Source organism: Candidatus Goldiibacteriota bacterium (assembly GCA_016937715.1).
In the GTDB taxonomy this organism is placed as follows: Bacteria; Oederibacteriota; PGYV01; order PGYV01; family PGYV01; genus PGYV01.
In genome coordinates this window covers 26068-51897 of the sequence record JAFGWA010000028.1, presented here as the reverse complement: position 1 = coordinate 51897, position 25830 = coordinate 26068, and the positions used below count along the sequence as shown (strand labels likewise).

Below are 25830 nucleotides of genomic sequence, written 5' to 3'. Positions count from 1 at the left end.
GGTGTCTTCGCAAACAACATAATAACACAAGTGCTTGGTGGGACTTTTTATTTACTTAAGTGGTGCATTTCATATTACATTTTTTAGCAGCAAAAAATCCGGGGCAAAAAATCCGGAGGAACAGAGGAACAGAGGAACAGACGCACAAAGGGACAGAAGACCGGCTTGGATGCTCCGCATTGCTTATAATTAATTTTCTGTCTTCTCTTTACTTATGCTTCGCCGGCATTTGCTAATCTGCGGCAAATTTCTGTTTTTTTTGTATTTCTTAAACAACAACGCTTTTTCATTAAACCCGGCTTCAAAGCAGGGTTTTAATTTAAACGGCTTTGCAAAATAGAAATGTCCTGTTTTGGCAGTATTTAATCCCCTGCCGGAATTACAAAGCTTATTTTAGCCCCGGTACCGCCTTCACCGGATTCAGCCCAAATTTTACCTTCGTGAAACTCCATGATTTTTGCCGCGATAAACAGCCCCACACCGGCTCCCTGATGTTTTCTTATAAGGTGGCTTTCAGACTGATAAAATTCTTCAAAGACTTTTTCACGGTCTTTTTCAGGAATGCCTTCGCCATGGTCCAAAACAGATACCAGTATATACTTTTTTGCGCTGTCAAGCGAAGCTCTTATTTTTGCCGGTATCCGGGCGTCATTGCCTTTAATTTTAGCCACATTGGTTTTTACCACGCCTCCGGGTTCTGAAAACTTCACTGCATTATTCATAATATTAAGCACCGCCTGGGACAGCCTGTCCGGATCCGCGTTAACCGATAAATCTTCCCCTTCGGCAGACGGTTCAAAGCGCACGCCGTTCTGATCCGCACTATGTTTAATCTCTTCAATCCTGCTGTTCATAAAATCCGCCGCATTAAAACGGACTTTTTCTATCCTGATTACACCCGTTTTTATCCTTTCCATATCCGAAAGGTCGTGAACAATAAGCCTCAGCCTTTCCGTGTTTTCGTTAATAGCTTCCACAAAAGCTTTTTGCTCCGGCGTCAGATTTTCAGAATTCTTCTTTTTCAGAAATGTAGAATAACCTTTAATAACAGCTATGGGAGTCCGCATCTCGTGAGATATTATGGCGATAAAATTGGTTTTCATTTTGTCATATTCCTGAAGTTTCGCGTAATTTTCCTTTAATTCTTTCTGCGCTTTTTCAAGCCTTGCCAGATGCGCGCTTACCATTGTATATACAAGCCCCGCCGTTATAAAAACATAAACCCATCCTTTAACGGTCTGCGCAAAAGCATAAGCTTGTGTTGTATGCATAAACAGTGATAATATTTTATCGGAAAAGAATATCCACAAAATCCCGAATATAAAATATACTGCAGCTATTTTTAAAGCCGATTGTTTCATAATTCAGCCGTTTCCCCCTTTATACGGTTTTTTATAACACCTGCTTTTTGCCATAAATTTCTTTAAGCGCCGTTTCAAGAGACGGGAAACCAAACTTAAACCCTGCTTCAAGCAGCCTTTTAGGGTAAACTTTCTGGCCTGCCAGCAGCACTTCATCCGCAAGTTCACCTGCTATTATTTTCACCAAAAACTTAGGTTTACGGAAAAAAGACGGCCTTCTTAAAACCCTGCCAAGCATCTTTGAAAATTCACGGTTGGTTACAGGTTCAGGTGCTGTAAGGTTATAAATCCCGGATGTGTCCGGATTTTCTATTAAATGTATTATGGCGTGAATTTCGTCTTTTACATGAATCCATGAATGGTACTGCCTGCCGCTGCCGATTGCGCCCCCGGCAAAAAATTTAAAAGGCAGAGACATGGCATTTAAAAAACCCCCATGCCCAAGCACTATACCCGTCCTTATAATACAGCGCCTTACACCCATTCTTTCAACCTGCGCCGTTGAATCTTCCCAGCGCCGGCATAAGTCGGACAGAAAACCTGTGCCTTTCGAGGAGTTTTCATCAAGGCCTTCATTACCCGTGGAACCATAAAAGCCAACTGCAGAAGCCTGGATAACCACTTTTGGTTTTTTTTCAGCTTTCTTTACGGCAAACGTAACAGCTTCACCGGCATTCAGCCTGCTTTCAATGATTGATTTTTTATTCGCGCTGTTCAGCGGAAATTTTATTATAGGTGCGCCCGCAAGGTTTATTACGGCTTCGGCCCCTTCTATTTCAAAACGCATCTCGTCCCATGGCACATAACGGATGTGCTTGTCCGCGCTTTTTTTATTAAAAGGGTCCCTGCTGACACCAATTACTTCATAACCCTTTTTAATAAAACGGTGGGCAAGCGCGTTTCCTATAAAACCTGTTCCCCCTGTAATTACAACCTTTCTCATTTTATAACTCTCCTTGTACTAAATGCCCCCATTTGTACAATAAGGTGATTATAACAAAAATAACAGATTTGGCAAGAGCGCAGCTCGGCAGCTCGGAGGGACAGATAAAAAAACTTTTAAACAACGTGGGCTGCCGTTTCCGCCATAGCAGATTAATTGCTGCGGCAGCCGGGAAAGACCCACATCTACCAGAACAGTCTCAAAATCAAGATCACCTGCCCTAAAGGGCGCGGCTACCACGACAAATAATAACACCACTAAATACGATTTGAAATTGTATCGTAGAGGCGTAATACATTACTCCCGATTGATTTAAAAACAAGAACGAGGCGTATCATGATACGCCTCTACATTATAAATACTAAACCTAAACGCAACAATAAAGACCGCGGGCTAAAGACCCGCGTCTACCACTACAAAATAAGAACATCATTAAATACGGTTTGGAATTTTATCGTAGAGGCGTAATATATTACGCCTCGCCTTTAAAACAAAAACAGAGACGCAGCATATTGCGTCTCTGTTTTATCTAAATTCACATTAAATCCTGTTTTAAAACTTACGAACAACAGCGAGGCGTATCATAATACGCCTCTACATTAAAAACCTAAAGACTACTAATTTATTTTTTCAGATACCTGTCTATATCCTCTGCGGTTTTTTTGCCTTCGGCTATTGCCCATACAATTAATGACGGGCCGCGGGATACGTCGCCCGCGGAAAAAACTTTATTAACAGAAGTCATGTTTTTCTCATCGCGTTTAATATTTCCCCTTGCGTCAAGTTCCACGCCAAGCCCTTCAAGCAGGCCTTCTTTCACCGGTCCTGTAAAACCCATTGCAAGCAGCACTAAATCCGCTTCAATTTCAAATTCCGAACCAGGTACTTCATTAAACTTACCGCCGCTGAATTCAACCACAACGCACTTTATTCCTTTTACTTTACCGTTTTCGCCGTAAAAACTTTTTGTCAGCACCGACCACTGCCTGTCAGAGCCTTCTTCATGGCTGGTGGAAGTTTTAAATATCATTGGATATCTTGGCCAGGGCTGATTATCAGGCCGTGTTTCCGGCGGTTTTGGCATTATCTCTATCTGTTTCACGCATGACGCGCCCTGCCTGTTTGCCGTACCCACACAGTCCGCGCCTGTATCCCCGCCGCCTATTACCACAACCTTTTTACCTTTTGCAAAAATCAATTCTTCTATTATGGCGTCTTTTGCCACCCTCATATTGGACTGTTTTAAATACGCAACCGCCTGGTAAATACCTGCAAGTTCCCTTCCCGGAACCGCAAGGTCACGTTCTTTTCTGCACCCCGTTGACACGCAGACCGCGTCATAATTTTTTAAAAGTTCTTCCGCTTTAATATCCACGCCCGCGTTTATTCCGGTTTTAAAAACAATCCCTTCTTCCTTAAGAAGGTTAAGCCTGCGGTCTATTATGGTTTTTTCAAGTTTAAAATCCGGAATTCCGTAGCGCATAAAACCGCCCGGCCTGTCTTCCTTTTCAAAAACAGTGACACTGTGCCCCGCCCTGTTTAAATGATACGCAGCGGATATCCCCGCCGGTCCGGAGCCTATTACAGCCGCTTTTTTTCCTGTGCGTTTTATATTCTTACGGGCTTTTATATACCCTTCTTTAAATGCTTTTTCAATTATTGCAAGTTCATTGTCGCGGATTGTTACCGCGCTGTCATTAACCCCAAGCACGCAGGCAGCTTCACACAAAGCCGGACATACCCTTCCTGTCACTTCCGGAAGCACGTTTGTTTCATCTAAAAGTTTAAACGCGCCTTCCCAGCGGTTTCTGTACGCGTGGTCATTCCATTCCGGCACAAGATTATTCAGCGGGCATGCCCAGTGGCAGAAAGGCGTGCCGCAGTCCATACAGCGCGACGCCTGCTCGCTTACTTTTTCATCTGTTTTCGGAACAGCCACTTCGGCGTAATCTTTTACCCTTTCACAAACAGGCCTGTATTTTAAAGCTTCTCTTTTTATCTTAAGAAAACCTGACGGGTTTCCCATGTTATACCTCCGCTTCTTTAGCCGCAAGGCTCTGCGCCCTGACTGCCATGACTTTTTTATACTCTGACGGTATTACCTTGATGAACTTTTTTATGTTCTGCTGAAAATCAGAGAGTATCTCTTTTGCCGCCGCGCTTCCTGTAAACTTCACATGCGAAGACAGCATGTCGTAAATGGTATCAATATCTTCTTTATCCATGGCATCAAATTCCACCATGCTCATATTGCATTTTTCCTGAAAATTCACATCGTTATTGCAGACATACGCTATTCCGCCCGACATACCTGCGGCAAAGTTCCTGCCTGTGTTTCCGATGATAACAACCCTGCCGCCTGTCATATATTCGCAGCCATGGTCGCCCGTGCCTTCAACAACCGCGTAGATACCGGAATTTCTTATGCAGAACCTTTCTCCCGCCGTTCCGTTTATATACGCCTCGCCGGATGTAGCTCCATAAAATGAAGTATTGCCCATAATCACGTTTTCTTCGGCGTTAAACAGCGACTTTTTGCCAGGATAAACTATTATTCTTCCGCCGGAAAGCCCTTTGCCTGTGTAGTCATTTGCCATGCCTTCAAGTTCAAAAGTTATGCCGCCGGCTAAAAACGCGCCAAAGCTCTGCCCCGCGGCCCCTTTAAACTTGCACCAGATAGTGTCTTCCGGCAGATATTCTTCGCCGAATTTTCTACACACTTCGCCGGACAACATAGCGCCGGCAGCGCGGTCCTTATTGCTGATTATTTTTTCTATCCTTACGCGTTCCTTTTTATCAAACGCCGGCGCCGCTTCTTTTATAAGCTGCAGGTCCAGCACATCTTTTATTTCATGCTTCTGTGTTTTTGTGCAGTACAGCGGTTCTCCCTTGGAATCCGGCTTGAAAAGAATTTTTGAAAAATCAATATTCTTTGCTTTCCACGGAAGTATGTCCGTATCAGTTTCCAGAAGGTCAGACCTGCCCACAAGTTCATTTAAGTTTTTAACTCCAAGCGACGCCATTATTTCCCTTAAATCTTTTGCCACAAAGCGCATGAAATTTATTATGTATTCCGGACGCCCGGCAAACCTTTTGCTTAAAATATCTTCCTGCGTGGCCACGCCCAGCGCGCAGTTATTCAGATGGCAGTGGCGCAGCATAACGCACCCCATGGTTATAAGCGCGGCGGTTCCAAAACCGTACTCTTCCGCGCCAAGGCACGCCGCTACGGCTAAGTCTTTGCCCGTCCTCATCTGCCCATCCGCCTGCAGCCTTACCCTTGTCCTTAAATTATTCAGCACCAGTGTTTGGTGCGTTTCTGACAGCCCAAGCTCCCACGGCAGCCCCGCGTTCATTATGGAAGTCTTCGGAGACGCGCCCGTACCGCCGTCGCCGCCGGAAATTAATATCATGTCGGCAAACCCTTTTGCCACGCCTGCCGCAACTGTGCCTATGCCTATTTCAGAAACAAGCTTCACGCTTATGCGCGCGCGGGGGTTCGCGTTCTTTAAATCAAATATCAGCTGCTTTAAATCTTCTATGGAATAAATATCGTGATGCGGAGGCGGGGAAATTAAAGTGACCCCCGGCGTGGTGTAACGCGTACGCGCTATAATTTCGCTTACTTTATGCCCCGGAAGCTGTCCGCCTTCGCCGGGTTTGGCTCCCTGCGCTATTTTAATCTGAATCTCATCGGCGTTTGTCAGGTAATTAATATTTACTCCAAACCTTCCCGAAGCCACCTGTTTTATAGAGCTTCTTGCAGAATCCCCGTTTGGGTAAGGCTTAAACCTTGCGGAATCTTCGCCGCCTTCGCCCGTGTTGGATTTTCCGCCAAGCTTATTCATTGCAATTGCCATGGTATGGTGCGCGGGCCCGGAGATGGAGCCAAAACTCATCGCGCCGGTCACAAACCTTTTTATTATTTCATCTTCTGTTTCCACCTGTTCCAGAGGAACAGCTTCTGTCTTTTTAAACTTTAAAAGCCCCCTTAAAGTGGCGGCATGCCCCGCCTGGTTATTTATAAGCGACGCAAACTCTTTATATTTTTCGTAGCTGTTTTTTCTTACAGCGTCCTGCAGCGCGGAAATAGTATCCGGGTTCCACATATGGTATTCGCCGTCTTTTTTCCACTGGTATATTCCGCCGGATTCCAAAAGCACATCCTTGTCCAGAATATCGGCAAACGCCTCTTTGTGCATCATCTCGCGTTCTTTTGCAATCTCGGCAAATCCAACGCCTTCCACCCTTGAAGCCGCGCCTTTAAAACACCTGTCCATTACCTCTTTTGCAATTCCAAGCGCTTCAAATATCTGCGCGCCCCTGTAGCTTTGAATTGTGGAAATTCCCATTTTGGACATAACTTTTAAGATGCCTTTATTGCACGCTTTTCGGTAATGAGAAACAGCGTCGTTATAACTGCAGCTTAATTCACCCTTATCGTGCATATACTTAATGGCGTCATAAGCCATGTAAGGGTTTACAAGCCCCGCGCCAAAACCAAACAGCACGCAGAAATGGTGCACTTCCCTTGGTTCGGCGGTTTCTAAAATTATGCTTGTATGCGTCCTTAAAGACCGTTTTACCAGTTCCTGATGCACAGCCCCCAGCGCTAAGAGCGCGGGAATTGCGGCGTATTCATCGGTTACGCCGCGGTCGCTTAGTATCAAAATAGAATAACCGTTCTGCGCCGCTTTTACCGCTTCATTGCAGACCCTGTCAAGCGCTTCAATAAAACGCTTTGTGTCGCCCGGCATATAAAGCAGCGTTATTGTTTTAGTTTTAAATCCGCTGACTGTGATATTTTTAATCGCGGCAAGTTCTTCGTTGGTCAGTATGGGCTCCCTTACCTGAAGTTTATGTGTATGAAGTTCTGTCTCTTCAAACAGGTTCTGACGCGGCCCTATAAAACTGCGCAGGCTCATTACAATATCTTCCCTTTCAGAGTCAATGGGCGGATTTGTAACCTGAGCGAAGAGCTGCTTAAAATAAGTATAAAGAAGCTTGGGTTTTTCCGACAGCACGGAAGGCGGCGTGTCATTGCCCATAGACCCTATGGGTTCTTTGCCGTCATTTGCCATCGGCTTTAAGATTTCTTTTACGTCTTCCCTTGTATATCCAAAAGCTTTCAGCCTGTTCATCAGAAATTCAGGGTCTTCCTGCTTAACGTCAGCTTTCGGCAGGTCTTCAAGATAAAGCAGCTGTTCTTTTCTCCATTCCCTGTAAGGCGCGCGCATGGCTATTTCTTTTTTTATTTCATAGTCTTCTATTATCCTCTGCCTTTGCGTATCTATAAAAAATATTTTGCCGGGTTCCAGCCTGCCGGAATGTTTTATCTGCGAAGGCGCGATATCAATTACCCCTGTTTCCGAAGACAGTATTACCGTGCCGTCATTGGTCTCTATGTAACGCGAAGGGCGCAGCCCGTTTCTGTCCAGCACCGCACCTATCCTTACGCCGTCGGTAAAGGCAAGCGCCGCGGGGCCGTCCCACGGCTCCATGAAACACGCGTGATATTTATAAAAACTTCTTACGGAATTGGAGAGCAGGTTATTATGCTCCCACGCTTCAGGCACCAGCATCATCATGGAATGCGGCATATCCCTGCCGCCCTGAACAAGCGCTTCAAACGCGTTGTCAATGGAGGCGGAATCGCTCTGCTGTTCATCGCGGATTACCGGTTTTACGCTTTCAACATCATCGCCGAACACAGAGCTTTTAAAAAGCCCTTCGCGCGACTTCATCCAGTTTATGTTGCCCCGTATTGTGTTAATTTCACCATTATGCGCAAGGTATCTGAATGGCTGCGCAAGGTCCCATGTTGGAAAAGTATTGGTGGAGTATCTTGAATGCACAAGGGCTATGGCGCTTTTTATCAGGGGGTCATTAAGGTCAGTGAAAAAATCCGCCACGTTCTCCGGCAGCATAAGGCCTTTATATATGAAAACCCTGCACGATAAATTTGTGACATAAAAAGTTTTCCTGTCCTTTATGTCAGAAGCCCTGACGGAATTTTCGGCTTTCTTTCTGATAAGAAAAAGTTTTCTTTCAAAGTCTTCGTCGTTATTGATATCAGCCGAACGTTTTATAAAGACCTGTACAAAATCAGGGCGCGATGCTTTTGCCGTTTCCCCAAGTATTGAATCATTTACAGGCACGCTGCGCCAGCCAAGTACTTCCTGCCCGCATTCCTTTGCCGCTTTTTCCACTTCTTTTTTAACCGCAGCCGCGGAATTCTTATCCAAAGGCAGAAATATAAGCCCTGTGCCGTATTCACCCTGCCCGGGTAATTTAATTTTGATGGCAGATGCCACTTTCACAAAAAATTCATGCGGGGTCTGTATAAGTATGCCCGCGCCGTCGCCGGTTTTGGGGTCAGCGCCAACCGCGCCCCTGTGAGTCATGCGCTTTAAAATAAGCAGCCCGTTTTCAACAATAGAAGCTGTTTTAACTCCGTTCACATTTACTATAAACCCGACTCCGCACGCGTCTTTTTCCTGCGCCGGGTCGTAAAGCCCTTGCTTTTCCGGGTATCCGCTCATATTTATTCCTCTTTTCATTTTTTATTCTTACATTCTATAAATTTAGACAGAAAAATAACGCTTAAAAAGCATCAAATAATTTCAGCATTGAGTTTAAGACACGACTTCCTTGTCGTTTTGATAATCCGATAACCAGCATGCATCCCTGCTTTGCGCCGGTTAGTAGAACACTGCTTGTTAAATTTATACTCAATTACAGGATAAATGTCAAGTTGTTTTGCGGAATACGAGTTTTATGATGCAGAATATAAAAACTGCCTGCTAAAGTTTTTCGGGGAAATTCAATATAATAGTACCTATTGTTTTGATCCTAATAGTCCAAAATATTAAAACGCTCTTTTATCACGTTTTCCAGTTGTTTAATAAATACCTTATATTCAGGAAGTTCTTTAACCTGATGTCCAAGCCTGGAATTCCACAGGCCTTCATATGCCTTATCCTTTACTTTTCTAATTAAATCTGCAGAATTTAAAGAATACGCAAAACGCCTTTTATATTCTTCTTTTAACTTGTTAATATCAACTTCAGCCTCCAGAATAAACTTCATATCGTATATGTCCCTGGCTTCTTTATTTATGCTGTTAATCCTGTTAATCTTATCCGCGGCAACAGCTTCAAGTTTATAACACAGCAGGTTGTCATCCGCGTTTTTGAATTCATCATGAATATATCTAATGCGCGCGGCAATATTGCCCGGTACATCTTCCGCTTCACAGATATCAAGTTTTAAATGCTTACCGCCTTCAATTATTTCATTTACAAGATTATACCCAAGCATAATCTGCAGCCGGGACTTTTCCTCTTTTTCTTCAGTTACATTTATACCTGTCAGTGAAATTTTCAATCCGTCAATCAAAGCATTCAGTTTATCCCTCAAAAGTGATAAATCTGCGCCTTTTGAATACACAAAATCAAGATCTTCAGAAAACCTGTAATTGTCAAAATACACTTTGTGCAGGCAAGTTCCTCACCGGAATATAAGCATTCCGCTAAGTTCCTTATCACCCGCCAGCGCATGCAGAAAACACTCGACAAAATAGTCATTTTCTATAACTTCCGGTTTAACCCCATATTGTTCCGCTAATTTAAGACAGCGCCTGTAATTTATCATATCAGCTCCATATCAGATTTTTTATCTGCTGCGGCCCCACGTTATCAATAAGCCTCCAGCTGTTTTTAGCCGTTTTCCTTACAGGCAGCACAGGATCAAACACATCATATCTGTCTTTCACATAGTATCTTAATTCATTGAAAATATCATTATTCCCAAGCTCTAATATTTCAAGCAGATATCCAAGCCTTTTACCGACAACATTTTTACCGTATCTTTTATTATAATCGCAGAGTTTATTAAAATCCAAAACGCCTTTTTTAATCCATATGCCTTTCGCTATTTCTGTTATCCCGCCGCACAGTTCCGGATGCGCAAGCGCGTCTATAATCGTCCGCTCCGGATCCGAAACACGGATAAATTCAGACTGCATAAATTTTTCTTCTTTTATCCCCCAAATATTTTCCCTTTTAACATATACAAACCTGAATTCATTTTTTAAAGCTTTCGGCGGCTGCTGCCTTTTCGGAACCGCGACAAACGTTGTATTCATAGGCTGCGTCAGCATACCCCAGTAACTCATGGCTGTATAAAAAGCAATATAGTAATCTTTGGAATTGGCAAGCGCCTTTGCAGCTACATATCTGTTTCCAATATACTTTTTTATAACCCCATATTGCTGAGGTATAATTATATATTTTCCGGCCTTAAGGCGGGATATTAAATTTCTTCCAGCCATCTTATGTAGAAGTTCGGCATTATTTTTAGGATTGTTTTTCAGCAGATTATTTACATCTGTCAGCGTAAATATTTCCATTTCTCTATCATAGAGCTTATCAATCAATTCAGCCCCTACCCTACCCTGGGTTTTTTGGTTATTCATTTTATCCACCTTTTATGTATAATATATAATCTACTAAGTAATATTATATACATAAAAGGTTAAAAAATCAATATATGTCAACTATTTATGTATAGTTTATAATCTATTGGATTATTTTCAATACACAAATAGTAGATTATTTATTACCTTTTATCTCCAGCTTGGCCTGCTTCTGCCAAGCACGTTTTTTGCTATTGCCATCTGGGAATTGCCGGAAACATCTGCCACCCATAACGCGCCTTCGGCGATTTCTGTTGTTTCCGTAACATACGCTATCTTCTTGCTGTCCGGCGACCACACAGGGTCTTTTACCCCGTTGACATCGTCAAAGGTTATCCGTAAATACGAAGATTCGTCTTCGCCTTCATCATCATTTCCTTCTTCATCTTCATATTCTTCAGAATCCGCGTTATCTTCAGCCTGACTACCTTTTGGGCTTGTTCCGTCCGGGTACATCAATAAAATGCAGTTTGTCAGATTAAGATTTCCGGCAGTAAACGCGATATAGGTTCCGTCAGGAGACCACACAGGCCTGTATCCGGAAGCAAGATAAGTTTCGCCGGTGCCGTCGAAATTCATTATAAATATTCCCGTATTGTCAAAACGGTTATAATCCATTTCCTTTCTTTCCATATAATATGCCACTTTTTTTTCGTCAGGAGAAAAGCACCCGTCTATGCGCGTATTATCATTTCCCGCAAGCAGTTTTTCACCGCTGCCGTCGGTATTTACAAGATACAGACACTCCGGCATATTGCCGTCTTTATCATCCGTGTTAATTTTATTATATAGTATGTATTTCCCGTCAGCGCTCCATTCAGGAACGTACTGATAATCATCATGATGCGCGCAATCCGAAACTATCTTTTTCAGGCCTGTGCCATTACTGTTAATTACATAAATTGAAGTTACATGATCGGAATCCCTGTCTAAAAAAGCAATACGCTTGCCGTCCGGCGACCACGAAGCAAGCTCCGCGTCGTGTTCTGTTGACGCAATCTCCCGGATTTTGCCACCGTCGCTGTCCATTATATATAAACGGTTTTTATATTTTTCATCAGCCGATGAAAAAACCACGCTTTTGCCGTCAGGCGAAACCGCGGGATAATTATCGCTGCGTACGCCTGTTGTCAGCCTTTTTTTCCATTTCCCGTCAGGCGATATTGCATAAATAAAAGTCCCGTTGCCGTCCCCTTCAACCCCCGCGTAAACAATAAGCCCCTTAAGGCTGTCCGTTGTAAAAATCCCTTTTATCTGCGCGCATCCCGTAAACACTGCCGCTAAAACAAACACTGATACAATTAATAGTATTTTTTTCATCCGCCGGCCGCCTTTTTTTGTCCTATATTAATTAATAAAATAAATTATAACACTTTATGCAGCCGCAAAAAAAGTGAAATTTACGCGCGGTATTAACTCATATCATAACTTTCATAAATATAATATACGGTATAGAAACACTCCGTAGAATTCATGCTGCCAACACTTCTCCCCATTAGCACAAGCAGAACCCTTTCTGCGATTACTTCCGGATTATTTTAGGCTTATACAGATAAAAACACAGGAATAAAGAAATTGTCAGTCAGCTTTGTTTTTTTATAATTCCGGAAATAATATTTTTATCTCTGTCCCTTTGCCCGGTTCAGATTCCGCCCATATAACGCCTTCGTGGGCCTCCGCTATCATCCGCGCCAGATAGAGGCCAAGCCCGCTTCCTTTTATATTACTGTCATTTACACCAACCTGCCTGTATTTATCAAATATAACCGGCAGGTCTGCCGATGAAATGCCTATTCCCGTATCCTTCACGGAAACCAGCAGCATAAAACCTTCTTTTTTTATTTTTTCCGCTTCTTTTTCGGGAACAGGCATAATTTTCCTGTCACCGTCTTTTACGGTAATAACCACTTGTGCCCCTTTTGGGGAAAACTTAAGCGCGTTACTTAGCAGATTTGAAAGTATATGTACAAATCCATCGCCATCCAGGTTCCATTCCGCCTTTTTTAAATCTATATTTTTTACTATTGTATTCCCCCGGTCAACAGCCTGTCCGATAACAGTTCCTGCCGCTTCGTCAACCAGCTCTGCCAAGTTGCGTTTTTCAGGCTGTATCTTATAGTACCCCGCTTCAATTCTTGACATATCCAGCATTTCATTCACAAGCCTTATCTGCCTTTCAGTATTCACAGAAATAATACTGACAAGTTCCGCCTGTTTATCATTCAAAAGCCCAGCGGTTCCCTTTAATAACAATTTTGCGGCGCCTTTCATGGAAACAAGAGGGGTTCTAAGTTCATGATTCATCATATTCGTGAAATCAGTTTTAAGAGTGTCAAGGTCATTAAGCATCTTATTTTCAATAATCAACTGAAGGTCCTGTTCTATGGTTTCTTTAAACACATTCATTACATCAATAAATTTTTTGCTGTATTCATTCGCTTTATTATCAAGTATACAAATGGTTCCAAAAAAAGTTTTATCCGGCCACTTTATGGGAAATCCAAGATAGGATATCATTTTTAACTTTACGTCCGGATTATCACGCCAGACAGGGTCATTTAAAGCGTCCTGTACAACAAGCGGTTTATCACGGCCAAGGACGGTCTCGCAATACAGGCCTTCACCCAGTTTGGCGCTTTCACTTACTTCATAAGGGTTATCTTTATGGGTCCCTTTCAGAAAAACAGCAATCGCATTTTCTTCAATTTTCATTATAAGGCTGGACGGCACTTCAAAGACCTTTATCAATACATCAAGAATGTTCTGCCATTTCTGAATTACAGCATCAGTAATTGCAGGTTTGTTTTTGTCCGTGATTGAAATAAGCGCGGGTGAAACCGCCCCTCTGACTGTGACAGCTGCTTTGGTTTCGTTTTTCATTGATACCTCCGGTAAACACTTCTTAATTATTATACACTATCGGTAAAAAGTTCCGGCAATAAAAATTATTCAATTTATAAGATTATACTTCCATGGACGAAAATCACCTTGTAATTTCGTATATCACAAGATCATCATTCCAGACTTCCCCGCCTGTTAACAGCGGCGGAGCGTACATTCCAAAATGCGCCTGTGCCAGCCCTGCCGTATAATTCAATCCGCACCGTGATTCAGCAGCCTCAATTCCGTCTGACGGCGCCCACAAAACCGGGCTTGTAAGGCAGTCCGGCCACCATCCAGTATCAATGGTTGACGGGTCAACACGCGGATTAAACCTTGCGCCCGATACCAGAACATCATTCTGCCATACCTTGGCATACGGGCTTAGATATTCATTATCCGAAGTATAGTCAAGCAGTATAGAAAGCTTCACCCATTCATTCATCGGAAATGTAACCGTATCAGTCTGATATATGTCACAGACGCTTTGCCCCTGAGCAGGCATATGCATAAGCCTTACAATGTTATTATAATCAAGATTTACAAGGACTGTACGGCTCCAGTAATCATCACCGTATGATGTAAGCGTGGCAAAAGAAAACCATTCCATATCCGCTGACGCGGTAAGTGTAATATTCAGTTTTACGTAAAATTCACAGAACACAGCTCCCTGAAACGCGCCCTGCGTTTTATAAAGCTGTATCGTGGGATATCCCCTGTGATTTGTGTTTAAATACGGCGTGACAGAATTGCTTCCGTTTATAAAAGCAAAGTGCGAATATGAACCGCCGTGTTTTGACGAATTGGTCAGGCTGTGATATGTTGTTCCAAGATAACCGTCAGGCACTATATAAAAAGAGTCAAAATCACTTATAGCTTCAAAACCGGTAACAAACTGCTTTGTTATCGAAAACCCGCTTAATCCGGTAAGCGAGCTTATATGCTGTTTTACATCATCCGGCGCCGCGGCAGAAGGAATTGCCGCTTTTTCACAGGAACAAATCCCGGCTGTAAAAAAAAACAATAAACTCACAAAGAAAACATTTTTCATATTTAATCACCTATTTTGCATTTTGATTATTATATATAAAAACTTACCGCCATCAAGAAATATAAAAATTTATTTTAACCGCTGCAGCCCTGCGCTTTGAAAAACTTTTTACTTTATCAGGCATAACGCGCCCTTCAATCTTATTGCTATATCATTATATCACCTTTAAACGGGATTTATTCAAAAGGCCGTATCCATATAATCTAAAGAGACATTTTAAACCGAACAATCAAAACGGTTTAAAATAAAACCGGAAAAAATATTAACGTATTTTCTTTATTCATATTTTTAAATAAAAATAACAAAAGTTTGATATATAAAACTCGCTCTGTTATACTTTAAAAGTAAAAAATAGTGTATTTTTACAGCGTGTTTTTGCGGCTAAATATAAACCGCAGCTGAGAAACCGCGGTTAAACTTCAAGGGGGTTATATATGTTTGGATATCTTGCAATTCTATTTACATTCGCGTTGTTGCTTGTCTTTGCCGTACAGAACGCGGCAGTAGTCTCTGTATCTTTCCTTTTCTGGAAATTTGATGCGTCTTTATCCATAATAATCCTGTTTTTCTTCATTACCGGCGCGTTTTCCGCGGCAATAGCCCTGTGGATTAAAAAGATGAACAAAAAACCCGCGGAACCCAAAGATAAAAACACGGTAATTCCCGAAAAAACGGATAATAATAACTTTAATTAAAACCACAGGTATAACTGTCAGTCAAAAAAAGCTGAAAACTTACGTTTTATAAGCGGTTATTACGCCTGAGATTTAACTAAGACATGACAGAAAAAATATACCCCATAAAATAAAACAGCGGCAAAGGGAGGCAGTGAAGCAGGAGAAGCTTTCCCTTTGCCGCTTTAATTTATCTGAAAACTAACCTATCGCCTTACTTCCTTTTTCTTCTGTCCTTATCCTTACGCACTCTTCCATCGGCATTATAAATAGGAAGCTGAATAAACCATAACCAAATTCAAGCACCGGCCCATACAAAAACAAATTCAAACACAGCAGCCCGGAAAGGAAATGACTGCCGGATAATTAAACAACAAAACTTTAAATACACTTACACGGAAAAAGGATAAAGGCGGCAGAGCATCTGCCGCCTTTATCTTATAAAACTTAACACTTAGTTTAGTTAAGTGCTAAATAGCCTTTTTGCCTTTTTCCCTTGTCCTAATCCTTATCACATCCACCAGATCCGTTATAAATATCTTTCCGTCTCCCACTTTTCCCGTATAAGCGCCTTCAATTATCGCATCAACGGTTTTGTCAACGAAATCTTCGTTAACGGCTATCTCTATCCTTGTCTTTTTCATAAGGTTTATTTCTGTTACTACGCCTCTATAGCTTTCAGAGTAGCCTTTCTGCTGGCCTGCGCCCAGAGCCGGTATTACAGTGATCTTAGACACTTCCGCTTTAAAAAGAGCACTCTTTACATCTTCAAGTTTGTAAGGCTGAATTAAAGCAACTATTAGTTTCATGGTTTTCCTCCTCAATCCAGGATCTGAAGGCCGGAATATGCTTCGCTTCCGTGTTCCGGAATGTCCAGGCCCTTCAATTCTTCTTCACGGCTGACCCTAAGTCCAATCGTGTACTTTATAATAATGAAGAGAGCAAGCGCTGTTACAACAACCCATGCCATAACCGCAAGAACGCCTATTGCCTGTATCTTAAACTGTGCAAGTCCGCCGCCAAAAAACAGCCCGTTAACCGCTGCAGCTCCGCCAAGAGTGGCATAAGAAACTTCCGAGAAAAGCCCGACAGCAAGAGTGCCGAATACCCCGCATGCGCCGTGAACAGATACGGCACCAACCGGGTCATCTATCTTTAAGACTTTATCAAGCAGTTCGACTGAAAGCACAACTATGATCCCCGCTATTGCTCCGATAATTATTGCACTTGCAGGCGAAACCGATGCGCATGGCGCCGTTATTGCTACAAGTCCTGCCAGCGCGCCATTTAACGTCATTGAAACATCCGGTTTGCCGAACAGTATCCATACAAAAAACATCGCCACTATCGCGCCTGCCGCGGCTGCCAGCGATGTGTTCATCGCTATCATACCGATGCCGCGTGCATTGCCGGAAAGCGTGCTTCCCGGATTGAAACCGAACCAGCCGAACCACAGGATGAATACGCCAAGTGTGGCAAGAGGAATGTTATGCCCCTTGATAGCCTTAGGTCTTCCAAGCGCATCGTATTTTCCTATCCTAGGCCCAAGAACGATAGCGCCCATTAAAGCCGCCCATGCGCCGACAGAATGAACAACTGTGGAACCGGCAAAATCTATGAACCCAAGCTTGCTAAGCCATCCGCCGCCCCATGCCCAGTGTCCCACTACCGGGTAAATTAACAGGGTGATTACAAAAGAATAGACAAGGTAACCTACAAATTTAGTACGTTCGGCCATTGCTCCTGATACGATTGTTGCCGCCGTTCCAGCAAAGACACACTGAAATAGCCAGAACGCATACTGCCATCCCGAATCATCGGCACCGGGAAGTACTTTGCTTAGAAAAAAGTTGTCCGTTCCAAACAATCCCGAATGAGAGGTTCCGAACATTATACCGAAACCTACCGCGAAGAACGCCACAGAACCCAGTGAAAAATCCATGATATTCTTCATCAGAATATTTCCCGCGTTTTTAGCGCGTGTCAAACCCGATTCTACCATTGCAAAACCCGCCTGCATAAAGAACACCAGGAAAGCGGCTACAAGCAGCCATACAAAATCTATAGACTTTGCTATTCCCGCAATATCTCCGGCCATTGATGCTTCATCCGCGAAGATAGAGGCGGATGCCGCAAGGATTAAAGCCATCGCCGGAAAAATCCTGCGGGTGAGCTTAAAGATAAGTTTGCTCATTTTAGTTCTCCTTTCTTACTCAAATTTTATTCCAATTATTTGTATTAGAAGCCGTAGTCAACACTTAAAGTTCCAAAACCGTCGTTCTCGTACTGAGCATCAAGAGCAAGCTGATAAGAACCTGACAGGGTTGCGCTGAACTTATCAAGTGTGTATGTTACGCCAATAGTGCCAAGCACTACTGATGCGGATGCTTCATAGCCCCACTGTCCAAAATTGTATCCGCCTGTGACAGAAGCATAAGGTTCAAACGCTTCCAGTTCAACGCTGTATGATATTCCGGCTTCAAGATACCCGCCCGCTCCAAATGTAGGGTCATAAAAAAACTTTACATAAGGCGATGTAACAACATCTGCTGATACTGTTCCGAATACTTCTGTGTCATTGTTAGCTGCCGGATCCGCGTATGGGAAAGTGTAAACCGTAAAACCTGCTCCCAGGCTTATAATGTCAAGGCCGGGAAGAGATTCGCTGAAACTGAAAGTATAATCACTTTCACTGTATTGTCCCGCTTCGATATCATAACTGCCCCAATATCCGAATGATAAATTACCAAGGTTTAAATTAAAACCGGGCTGAACCGCAAACCCTTCGCTTAACTGCTGGCCTCTCCATAAATACTTTGAAACACCTGCCGTATAAATGTTACCGCTTAAATCTGCCGCAACTGCTGAAAAAGAAAACAGCGAAAGTACAAGAACCATAACCGCGAGAATTTTTTTCATCTTAGTCCTCCTTGAAGTTTTTTTGACCCGGGTTCATGACATCCGTGCCATAACCCTTAATTAGCATAAGTCGTGCCACAATTTTAACCACCATTTAATGCTTATTTTAAGCACTTTTTTTACAAATCAAATTCTCGCAGGTCAAATTTTAACCACTTATTGAATATTTGATTAATATTTAACCATTATTTGTTATCTGCTTCCGGTTTATTCAAAACTTTGTTAGACGCAGGCCTTTCGCGCCCATCGCAGCAATTAAAACTCTTTGGCGGATACAAAAGCCTGCGGAAGTTGTTTTTAGAACATAAAAACAAAACAATGCCCTAAAAGCGCCAGGTACGTTGAAACACACCGGGGATAGAAGGCCGGACATATGGAAAAAAACAGCATAACACCCTGAATATTTTCAGGCGGTCAGCCGGTTTTTTTCAATTTTTTATTTCTTACAACTTTTCTGTACAGACGGTAATCTATGCCGTACTTTTTCATCCTCAACCCCATAATACGTTCGGTTAAACCAAGTTCTTTAGCCGCCAACGCCATGTTTCCTTCCGCTGCTTTTAGCTTTTCCACTATCATTTCATGCTCTACTATCCCCACCGCTTTTTGAAGCGTCCCTGAATACGCGGTTTTACTGGACTTATCCGTCTGCAGGGTTGGCGGCAAATGATAAGCGTGTATCACCCCGTCATTTGAAAGTATTACAGCGCGTTCTACACAGTTTTCCAATTCACGCACATTTCCCGGCCAATGGTAAGCTACAAGCAGATCTATGGCCGTAGAGGAGATGCGTTTTATACTCTTTGCGTTCATCTTTGAATACTTATCTATAAAATAATCCGCCAGCATGGGAATATCTGTTTTGCGCTCTCTTAACGGCGGAACAATTATCGGAAACACGCTTAGCCTGTAGTATAAATCTTCCCTGAAAGTTTTATTTTTTACCTCTTCGGCAAGATCCTTATTGGTGGCCGCTATTATCCTTATATCCACTTTAACCGTGTTATTTCCGCCCACTTTTTCAAACTCTCTTTCCTGCAGTACCCTTAAAAATTTTGACTGTACAGATGGTCCAAGTTCTCCTATTTCATCTAAGAATAAAGTACCGCTGTCAGCGGATTCAAACCGCCCTCTACGCGACTGATACGCCCCTGTATACGCGCCTTTTTCACAGCCAAACAGCTCTGTTTCCGCAAGGCTCTCCGGAAGCGCGGCACAATTAAATTTTATAAATGGTTTGTCCGCCCTTTTACTGTTGTAGTGAATCTCCTGTGCTATCAGTTCCTTGCCTACACCGCTTTCGCCCAGTATAAGAACAGACGAATTGGTTGATGCCACTTTTTCCACCATAGTAAAGACATCCATCATGGCTTTTGATGTGCCTATGATATTGGCAGGTTTAAACCTGCTCTTTAATTCCGTCTGAAGCCTTTCATTTTCTTCAATAAGGGCGGCCTTTTCCTCGTGTTCCGCCTGATAAAGCCTCATGGCCTGGGTTATCATTGCGCTTATTATTGTCAGCACCTTTATATCGCTTTCAGCGTCTTTTAAATTAACATACTTTTTATCAAAAGCTATGGTTCCTAATACCTCACAGCCGCTTTTGACCGGAATACATAAAAATGACAGCCCTTCCCCGTCATCTTTTTTCCAGATTCCTGTTTTATTTAAAAATTTTGGTTCGCTGGCTATATTGGCCACAAAGACCGTTTCCCCGCTTTCCACCACCTGCCCCGTAATGCCTTCGCCTACCTTGTACCTTCCTTTTTCCATCCATATATTGGAAAGCCCGTAAGCCGCCCTTATCATTATTTCATTTGTTTTTCTGTCAAGAATTGCTATCATTCCGCGTTTCATGCCAAGTTTTTCCGCGGTTTTTAATAATACCATCTCAAGCATCTCTTTTAACGGCTTATTTTCAACAACAATCTGACTGATTTCATACAGCAGATTTTCAATAACCACATGATAATACATAAGCAGCTCCCTTATACGCACAGTTTTAACAGAAAACAAATAAGCAATAATCATGCCTGCTTCTTATCTGAAAACAACTTTGCTTTTAACCTTACTTATATGGGGTTTTACACATAGAAGAAGAATAAACCCGCGCCGGATGTGATTAATTGTTAATCATCAGTTTTTTAAAATCAAAATCATTTTATCCGGCAGGTTTTAATGATTTTCCGATTACAGATTAAAAATTGTAATACAAACCCATCATGATACTTTCTTCCCATCCAAGTTTTTTATAGAAATCTATTACATATTTGTTGGTTTTATCAGCTACAAGCTGCATTCTTAAAGCTCCATTTTTTAACCCCCACCTTTTTACTTCATCCATCAGCAGTCTTCCGGCTCCCTTGCCCCTGTATTGTTCAGCCACAAATACATCCTCCACCAGAAGCGAAACCCCTCCGGCCGAGGTGGATATAACAATCTGTGCAGTGGCCATTCCCGCGGCTTTGCCGTTACATTCCGCCAGAAACACAGCCCCTCTGCCGCCGCATATGATTTCAAGCAGCCCGTTTTCATGGTTCTTTCTGCCTGTTCTGAAATTCTTTTCAATTAAAAAAAGCGCTTCCACAAAATCCACCAGCACCTGCATGTCTGATAACCCGGCCCTTCTTACCAGAAATTCATATTCCATAAACTATCCCTTCTTCTTTTATATTTTCAGGCACATCGTATGAATACTTTTTTGAAATCGCCGCGGAATAATTCGCAATGTCCGCATATGCCCCTGCAATAGCCCTGTATATATCACAGTTGTACGATTCCGCCCTGACAGTTTTCCCTACCGCTTTTGCCTTTATTACAGCGCTTGCCGAAAGTTTATCTTCCGAACCAAACATTCCATAAGAGTAATTTTTAATAACAATCCCCCAGGGCATGGCACTGTCAAGCGCCATAAAAAGAGCTTTAAAAGGATTATCATCTTCCCCAATGAAGCCGTGACAATTTGCTTCATTTACTTTTAAATCCACCCTTGCGCTGAAACGGCCTTTTTTTCTGCTTTTTTCCACCGAAACTTTCAGAATTGAATATAAAACCCCGTCATATAATCCCTTATCCCTTAAAATGTACAGAAGCTCCGTGAAAGAAACTGTTTTTTCCCTCTTTGACGCGGCTTCAAAAGCAGCCATTACTTTAGCCATATCCCCCTGCATAGGAAGAATTCCTATAAGTTCTTCTATTATTAAGGATACGCCTTTTCTGCCGGAGTGCCTGCTTAAAAGTATTTCCGTTTCCCCTCCGCCAAAATCTGCGGGATTAATAATTTCATACGCCTGTTTATTTTTTAACATGCCGTCCTGATGCATTCCCGAACTGTGAGAAAAAGAGTTACGGCCAAAAAGCGGCTTTGTTATTCCCGGAACAATACCTTCTATTGAAGAGAGCATTTCGCAGGCGGGTATCAGAATTTTATTATTTATCCCCGTCTGAAATCCGGAGAACACATCTTTTCTAACCTTTAACACCGCGGCCATTTCTTCAAGCGCTGCGTTTCCCGCGCGCTCACCTATGCCCATTAACGTTACTTCCGCCTGTGCGGCTCCCGCGGAAATTCCGGCAAGTGTATTTATAAGCGCAAGCCCAAGATCGTTGTGGCAATGCACGCTTATGACAGCCTCCCCGGACGCTGCCTTCGGGACATTTTTAAGAATATACGCTGTAAGTCCGGCAAAGGTGCCCGGAAGCGCGTACCCTGCCGTGTCCGCTATATTTATTGTTACTGCTCCGGCTTCGGTGACCGCGGAAAAAAAATCGCATAAGAATTCCGGCTCTGTCCTTGTCGCGTCTTCCGCCCCGATTTCAACTGTGTCACACATTGTTTTCGCGAATAACACCGCGTCCACCGCTTTTTTTATCACTTCTTCGCGGCTCATTTTAAGTTTATTCTGCCTGTGAATAGGTGATGTGGCAATTGACAGGTGTATGTGTTTTTTTACGGCCTGTTTAACCGCCCCGGCTGCTTTTTCAATATCTTTTTCCAGTACCCTGGCAAACGCGCAGACCGCCGAATTCTTTACGGCGCCCGCAATTATTTTAACAGCTTCAAAATCGCTCTCTGAAGCCGCCGGAAATCCGGCTTCTATTATATCCACACCCGCAGCTTCAAGCATTAAAGCAATACTCAGCTTGTCTTCCAGCGCCAGTGCCATCCCCGGGGACTGCTCACCGTCCCTTAACGTGGTATCAAGTATTGTTATTTTCATAAAACGCACCCGTCTTTTCCGCCGTTATTTTCAACACGCCATCAACAAAATCTTTTACCATGTCAAGAGTTTCAATTGTCCTTAACATATCCTTTTCCTGCGGTTGAACAGTATTGACCGCGTGCACCGGACAGATATCCTGGAACCCATCCAGAAACAGCATGTTATCTTTAAGCGCACCGCTGATATCGCTGATTTTCGCGGCGCTCTCAACTAAATCTTTCATAGTATGGTTGTCAGGCATGCTCTTATTAAAAAAGAAAAAAGCCATAAAAAATTTTTCTATGGACATACATGCCAGGTTATAAAGCAAAACAGGGGTAAATATCCGTTTCTTGCCGGGCTTTGTTGCGGCTTTGTAAAACTGCAGCCCTTCTTTATAGTAAGAGATACATGCATCCTTTTCTGTCTGTATCATTTTGCCGCCGCCTTTTCAGTTTTAACGCCCTGTTGTATTGTATTCTGTGACATATAGAAATTATGCAGCAGCGTCCCGCATATCATTCCTGTTACATAGCCGTATGGCACAGCCGCGGCTATGGTTCCCGTTAATAAAATTACAGAAAATGAATTTTTTTCCTGCGCGTAATTTCTTGCAAGCGACATCAGCGCAATAGCTTCAAAAAAAAGTATCGCTCCAAGCACCGGTTTAGGAAACATTGCTATAAACCCGGACATTCCGTCCCCCCCCATGATTCCGGCTGCAAATATGATAAGGCCATAAATAAAAACCGAACCTCCTGTCCTTGCGCCAAAAGCATAATGCCCTGCCATACCTCCGGAACCGTGGCATACAGGCAGCCCCCCCAAAAACGGATTGATGATGTTCATAATTGAATATGTCATCCCAATCTTACGGGACGTAATCTTCTTTTCAGGGAAATATTCATTTGCCAGTTTTTCAGTAGCATATATGGAGTTCCCCAGTGACAAGGGTATCTGTGGAATGGCAAGCAGAAGGAACCCTGCAATTATGTCCGCTGTCTTCGGGATATATAACAGGCCGGACACCGTTTCCGGTTTTAATAAAGCTGCACCACTTTTACCGCTTATGACAGCATAAATAATCCCTGTTATTATAAGCAGCAGCGCGGGCGGATATTTTCTGTTGCCTAAAAGCACAAAACCTATTATGGCACAGGTGCCCGCAAGCACATAACCGGGAATTCCTTCTGATGGTATGTATACTTTTAAAGCGGTAGTGGCAAGCTGTATCCCCAATCCAAACTGAATGCCCCTTATGACCGTTGCCGGAAGTATTTTTCCGATTTTCTCCAACACGCCTGTCAGGGTAAGAAACAGCATCACTATCCCTATAGACAATCCCGCTCCAAAAATAATATTCCCGGAAAGTTTTTGCGCAATCACAAGCATAGCCACAGCTTTTAACGGCTGGATAGACATGGGTACACCGTAAATAATAGCAGTTACCATCTGTATCAGTCCAAACATTATAAACGCTTTTGCGCCGTCTATTCCCGATGCGGCAATGACAGCAACAAGAAGCGGCAGGGAAGTTCCTATGTCGCCAAACGCTCCTAAAAATTCGTTTCTGTCAAACCTGATTCTTTCACTAAAAAACTTTACCGGGTTTTTCATAATATTACCTCCCTCCAGCCGCTTTTAAGCTATGACATATTTATCCGCTGGTTTTCCTTCTTCAAGCGCATCCAGTATCTCGTCTATTGAATCTGTGCTTTCAATTCCTCCGTACCAGATATTGTCAGGGTAAATTACCATGGCAGGGCCGCGGTCGCAGACTTTAAGGCAGCCCGTACTTGATACCTGCACGGCAAGCCCTCTGTCCGCTATCTCATTTTCCAGATAACCCAGAAGCTGAGGCGCGTCTTTTTTATTGCAGACGCCCTGCGGCGCCCCTGAAGTTCTGAAACTACAGCATACTAAGATGTGATGGTCCGGTTTTTGCATTTTTGTTCCTCCATTATTTTTGTAAACCGATTTACCGCCATGCCTTTCCTTCCCGCTATCCGCATCCGCCGCCGGTTCCCGCGCATGATTGTCCGCAGCGGCTCTTCTGAATTTTTAATACCCCTTTAAGCGGTTTTCCGTACAGCGCCGCGGCAGCCGCGTCTATTACCAGCCCTTCGGATACAAGCGCATATGTCCCCATCGCCATAAGAGTGTACATAGGCTTGGCTCCTACGCCGCTTACAAAAACCGCGCCGCAGTCGGAAAGCAAAGCGCCAAGCTCCTTCCAGCGGAGTATTCCCCCGCCTGATTCCGGGGAGTTTCTTATTTCTATAAGTTTGACGCCGCCGTCACCATCTTTTCCAAGAATCATAAACGACATGGCCTCTCCAAGGTGGGCATTGATAAACACCCCTTCCCTGCTTGCAGCAGCGACATACGGCCTGGCCTTTAAACTTTCATAGACAGCTTTTTCAATCCGGCTGTTATCTATATAACTGCCCGAACAGCCCTGCCCTTCCGCGGAAATTTTCAGGTCTGCCGTGTCTTCGGGATCCATTGCTTCCCCAAGAAGCCCTGCCGCGTCGGCCCTGCATCTGGCACAATGTGACATCTGTTTTATAAATTTTCCGGCTTCCATTCGTATAGCTGCCATTTCCTCCGGCGTGGGCGGTATTATATTTTCAAAAGGCGTACCGGTATTTCTGAAACATGGAATACAGTTTTGAACATCCGCTCCGTTTTCAGCCGCCACCCGGGCCACTTCGGCTATATGTTTTTCATTTATTCCCGGCAGCACAATTGTATTTATTTTTACCGTTATACCAGCTGCTTTAAGCTGCCTGACGGCCTCCAGCTGGCGCGAAAGTATAAGAGGCGCCCCTTCTGCACCGTTATGAACCCTTTTATCGTAACGGTACCAGGCATATATTTTTTTTATGATTTCCGGATCCACCGCGCTTATCGTAATTGTTACGTGGCTTATGTTGTAGTTTTTTAACTCTTCAATGTATGGCAGTATGTTCAGCCCGTTTGTGGCAAGGCATAGAAGAATTTCCGGATATTTCTCGCGCACAAGTTTTAAGGTTTCCAGTGTCTCTTGGGGATTCGCAAAGGGATCCCCAGGCCCGGCTATTCCCACCACCGATATATTTTTTTTACGCGCCATCAGCTTATCCAGATATTCAACAGCCTGTTCCGGCAGGAGGATACCGCTTGTAACCCCAGGCCTGCTTTCATTAACACAGTCAAAATCCCTTGAACAGAAATTACACTGCACATTGCAGCGGGGGGCAACAGGCAGATGTATCCTGCCGTATTTATGCCTTGCTTTCGGGTCAAAACACGGGTGTGAACTTAAGTCGATAGACATAACGT

The 25830-nt window shown here is 43.3% G+C and carries 20 protein-coding genes; 1 reads left to right on the top strand and 19 read right to left on the bottom strand.

The genetic code is table 11. The features are described from left to right. Window positions 1-362: 362 nt before the first annotated feature. The 9 genes from JXR81_03710 to JXR81_03670 form a co-directional block, all read right to left on the bottom strand. The gene (locus tag JXR81_03710) at window positions 363-1361 is read right to left on the bottom strand and encodes a HAMP domain-containing histidine kinase (GenBank protein MBN2753957.1); all 999 of its coding nucleotides are present in this window, start codon (window positions 1359-1361) and stop codon (window positions 363-365) included. Window positions 1362-1392: 31 nt separating this feature from the next. Next, the gene (locus JXR81_03705) at window positions 1393-2304 is read right to left on the bottom strand and encodes a TIGR01777 family oxidoreductase (GenBank protein MBN2753956.1); all 912 of its coding nucleotides are present in this window, start codon (window positions 2302-2304) and stop codon (window positions 1393-1395) included. Window positions 2305-2926: 622 nt separating this feature from the next. Beyond that, entirely contained in the window at window positions 2927-4330 is a 1404-nt protein-coding gene (locus JXR81_03700) for a glutamate synthase subunit beta (protein MBN2753955.1), read from the bottom strand. Window position 4331: 1 nt separating this feature from the next. Next, on the bottom strand, window positions 4332-8864 hold the full coding sequence (gltB, locus tag JXR81_03695) for a glutamate synthase large subunit (protein ID MBN2753954.1): 4533 nt from the start codon (window positions 8862-8864) through the stop codon (window positions 4332-4334). Window positions 8865-9156: 292 nt separating this feature from the next. Beyond that, the gene (locus JXR81_03690; GenBank protein MBN2753953.1) at window positions 9157-9795 is read right to left on the bottom strand and encodes a nucleotidyl transferase AbiEii/AbiGii toxin family protein; all 639 of its coding nucleotides are present in this window, start codon (window positions 9793-9795) and stop codon (window positions 9157-9159) included. Between the two features lie 163 nt (window positions 9796-9958). After that, entirely contained in the window at window positions 9959-10741 is a 783-nt protein-coding gene (locus JXR81_03685; GenBank protein MBN2753952.1) for a hypothetical protein, read from the bottom strand. 189 nt (window positions 10742-10930) lie between these two features. Next, window positions 10931-12100: a PD40 domain-containing protein gene (locus JXR81_03680; protein MBN2753951.1), complete on the bottom strand. Its 1170-nt coding sequence runs from the start codon at window positions 12098-12100 to the stop codon at window positions 10931-10933. Between the two features lie 276 nt (window positions 12101-12376). Beyond that, window positions 12377-13660 carry a GAF domain-containing sensor histidine kinase gene (locus JXR81_03675; protein ID MBN2753950.1) on the bottom strand — a complete coding sequence of 428 codons (1284 nt, stop codon included), beginning with the start codon at window positions 13658-13660 and terminating at the stop codon, window positions 12377-12379. Window positions 13661-13763: 103 nt separating this feature from the next. After that, window positions 13764-14711 (bottom strand): hypothetical protein, encoded by a 948-nt coding sequence (locus tag JXR81_03670; GenBank protein MBN2753949.1) that lies wholly within the window; start codon window positions 14709-14711, stop codon window positions 13764-13766. A 434-nt stretch (window positions 14712-15145) separates the two neighbouring features. Between JXR81_03670 and JXR81_03665 the strand changes: the two genes are divergently transcribed. After that, window positions 15146-15406, top strand: a complete 261-nt coding sequence (locus JXR81_03665; GenBank protein ID MBN2753948.1) for a LapA family protein — start codon at window positions 15146-15148, stop codon at window positions 15404-15406. Window positions 15407-15855: 449 nt separating this feature from the next. On the opposite strand, the gene JXR81_03660 is transcribed toward JXR81_03665, so the two are convergent. The 10 genes from JXR81_03660 to nifB all read right to left on the bottom strand — a co-directional run bounded on the left by JXR81_03660 (window position 15856) and on the right by nifB (window position 25825). Next, on the bottom strand, window positions 15856-16194 hold the full coding sequence (locus tag JXR81_03660; GenBank protein MBN2753947.1) for a P-II family nitrogen regulator: 339 nt from the start codon (window positions 16192-16194) through the stop codon (window positions 15856-15858). Between the two features lie 11 nt (window positions 16195-16205). Further along, the gene (locus JXR81_03655) at window positions 16206-17534 is read right to left on the bottom strand and encodes an ammonium transporter (GenBank protein MBN2753946.1); all 1329 of its coding nucleotides are present in this window, start codon (window positions 17532-17534) and stop codon (window positions 16206-16208) included. 89 nt (window positions 17535-17623) lie between these two features. Then, on the bottom strand, window positions 17624-18304 hold the full coding sequence (locus tag JXR81_03650) for a hypothetical protein (protein MBN2753945.1): 681 nt from the start codon (window positions 18302-18304) through the stop codon (window positions 17624-17626). Between the two features lie 414 nt (window positions 18305-18718). After that, a complete protein-coding gene (locus tag JXR81_03645; protein ID MBN2753944.1) occupies window positions 18719-20281 on the bottom strand; it encodes a sigma 54-interacting transcriptional regulator in 1563 nt (520 codons plus the stop codon). A 220-nt stretch (window positions 20282-20501) separates the two neighbouring features. After that, entirely contained in the window at window positions 20502-20954 is a 453-nt protein-coding gene (locus tag JXR81_03640) for a GNAT family N-acetyltransferase (GenBank protein MBN2753943.1), read from the bottom strand. Continuing rightward, window positions 20944-22524 (bottom strand): 2-isopropylmalate synthase, encoded by a 1581-nt coding sequence (locus JXR81_03635; protein MBN2753942.1) that lies wholly within the window; start codon window positions 22522-22524, stop codon window positions 20944-20946. The genes JXR81_03640 and JXR81_03635 overlap by 11 nt, the downstream gene beginning before the upstream one ends. Then, complete coding sequence (locus tag JXR81_03630) at window positions 22505-22942, bottom strand: hypothetical protein (GenBank protein ID MBN2753941.1); 438 nt, start codon at window positions 22940-22942, stop codon at window positions 22505-22507. The genes JXR81_03635 and JXR81_03630 overlap by 20 nt, the downstream gene beginning before the upstream one ends. Beyond that, window positions 22939-24123 carry a putative sulfate/molybdate transporter gene (locus JXR81_03625; protein MBN2753940.1) on the bottom strand — a complete coding sequence of 395 codons (1185 nt, stop codon included), beginning with the start codon at window positions 24121-24123 and terminating at the stop codon, window positions 22939-22941. Before JXR81_03625 ends, JXR81_03630 begins: the two co-directional genes overlap by 4 nt. Before the next feature lie 24 nt (window positions 24124-24147). Then, entirely contained in the window at window positions 24148-24453 is a 306-nt protein-coding gene (locus JXR81_03620; protein ID MBN2753939.1) for a (2Fe-2S) ferredoxin domain-containing protein, read from the bottom strand. 55 nt (window positions 24454-24508) lie between these two features. Further along, a complete protein-coding gene (nifB, locus tag JXR81_03615) occupies window positions 24509-25825 on the bottom strand; it encodes a nitrogenase cofactor biosynthesis protein NifB (protein ID MBN2753938.1) in 1317 nt (438 codons plus the stop codon). Window positions 25826-25830: the final 5 nt, after the last annotated feature.

Excerpts from the sequence above, each read along its gene's own strand:
- JXR81_03670 (MBN2753949.1), bottom strand. The coding sequence starts at position 14,711 with ATGAAAAATGTTTTCTTTGTGAGTTTATTGTTTTTTTTTACAGCCGGG.
- JXR81_03650 (MBN2753945.1), bottom strand. The coding sequence starts at position 18,304 with ATGAAAAAAATTCTCGCGGTTATGGTTCTTGTACTTTCGCTGTTTTCT.
- JXR81_03700 (MBN2753955.1), bottom strand. The coding sequence starts at position 4,330 with ATGGGAAACCCGTCAGGTTTTCTTAAGATAAAAAGAGAAGCTTTAAAA.
- nifB (MBN2753938.1), bottom strand. The coding sequence starts at position 25,825 with ATGTCTATCGACTTAAGTTCACACCCGTGTTTTGACCCGAAAGCAAGG.
- gltB (MBN2753954.1), bottom strand. The coding sequence starts at position 8,864 with ATGAAAAGAGGAATAAATATGAGCGGATACCCGGAAAAGCAAGGGCTT.
- JXR81_03640 (MBN2753943.1), bottom strand. The coding sequence starts at position 20,954 with ATGGAATATGAATTTCTGGTAAGAAGGGCCGGGTTATCAGACATGCAG.
- JXR81_03645 (MBN2753944.1), bottom strand. The coding sequence starts at position 20,281 with ATGTATTATCATGTGGTTATTGAAAATCTGCTGTATGAAATCAGTCAG.
- JXR81_03660 (MBN2753947.1), bottom strand. The coding sequence starts at position 16,194 with ATGAAACTAATAGTTGCTTTAATTCAGCCTTACAAACTTGAAGATGTA.
- JXR81_03705 (MBN2753956.1), bottom strand. The coding sequence starts at position 2,304 with ATGAGAAAGGTTGTAATTACAGGGGGAACAGGTTTTATAGGAAACGCG.
- JXR81_03675 (MBN2753950.1), bottom strand. The coding sequence starts at position 13,660 with ATGAAAAACGAAACCAAAGCAGCTGTCACAGTCAGAGGGGCGGTTTCA.
- JXR81_03630 (MBN2753941.1), bottom strand. The coding sequence starts at position 22,942 with ATGATACAGACAGAAAAGGATGCATGTATCTCTTACTATAAAGAAGGG.
- JXR81_03680 (MBN2753951.1), bottom strand. The coding sequence starts at position 12,100 with ATGAAAAAAATACTATTAATTGTATCAGTGTTTGTTTTAGCGGCAGTG.
- JXR81_03625 (MBN2753940.1), bottom strand. The coding sequence starts at position 24,123 with ATGAAAAACCCGGTAAAGTTTTTTAGTGAAAGAATCAGGTTTGACAGA.
- JXR81_03710 (MBN2753957.1), bottom strand. The coding sequence starts at position 1,361 with ATGAAACAATCGGCTTTAAAAATAGCTGCAGTATATTTTATATTCGGG.
- JXR81_03620 (MBN2753939.1), bottom strand. The coding sequence starts at position 24,453 with ATGCAAAAACCGGACCATCACATCTTAGTATGCTGTAGTTTCAGAACT.
- JXR81_03665 (MBN2753948.1), top strand. The coding sequence starts at position 15,146 with ATGTTTGGATATCTTGCAATTCTATTTACATTCGCGTTGTTGCTTGTC.
- JXR81_03655 (MBN2753946.1), bottom strand. The coding sequence starts at position 17,534 with ATGGCTTTAATCCTTGCGGCATCCGCCTCTATCTTCGCGGATGAAGCA.
- JXR81_03635 (MBN2753942.1), bottom strand. The coding sequence starts at position 22,524 with ATGAAAATAACAATACTTGATACCACGTTAAGGGACGGTGAGCAGTCC.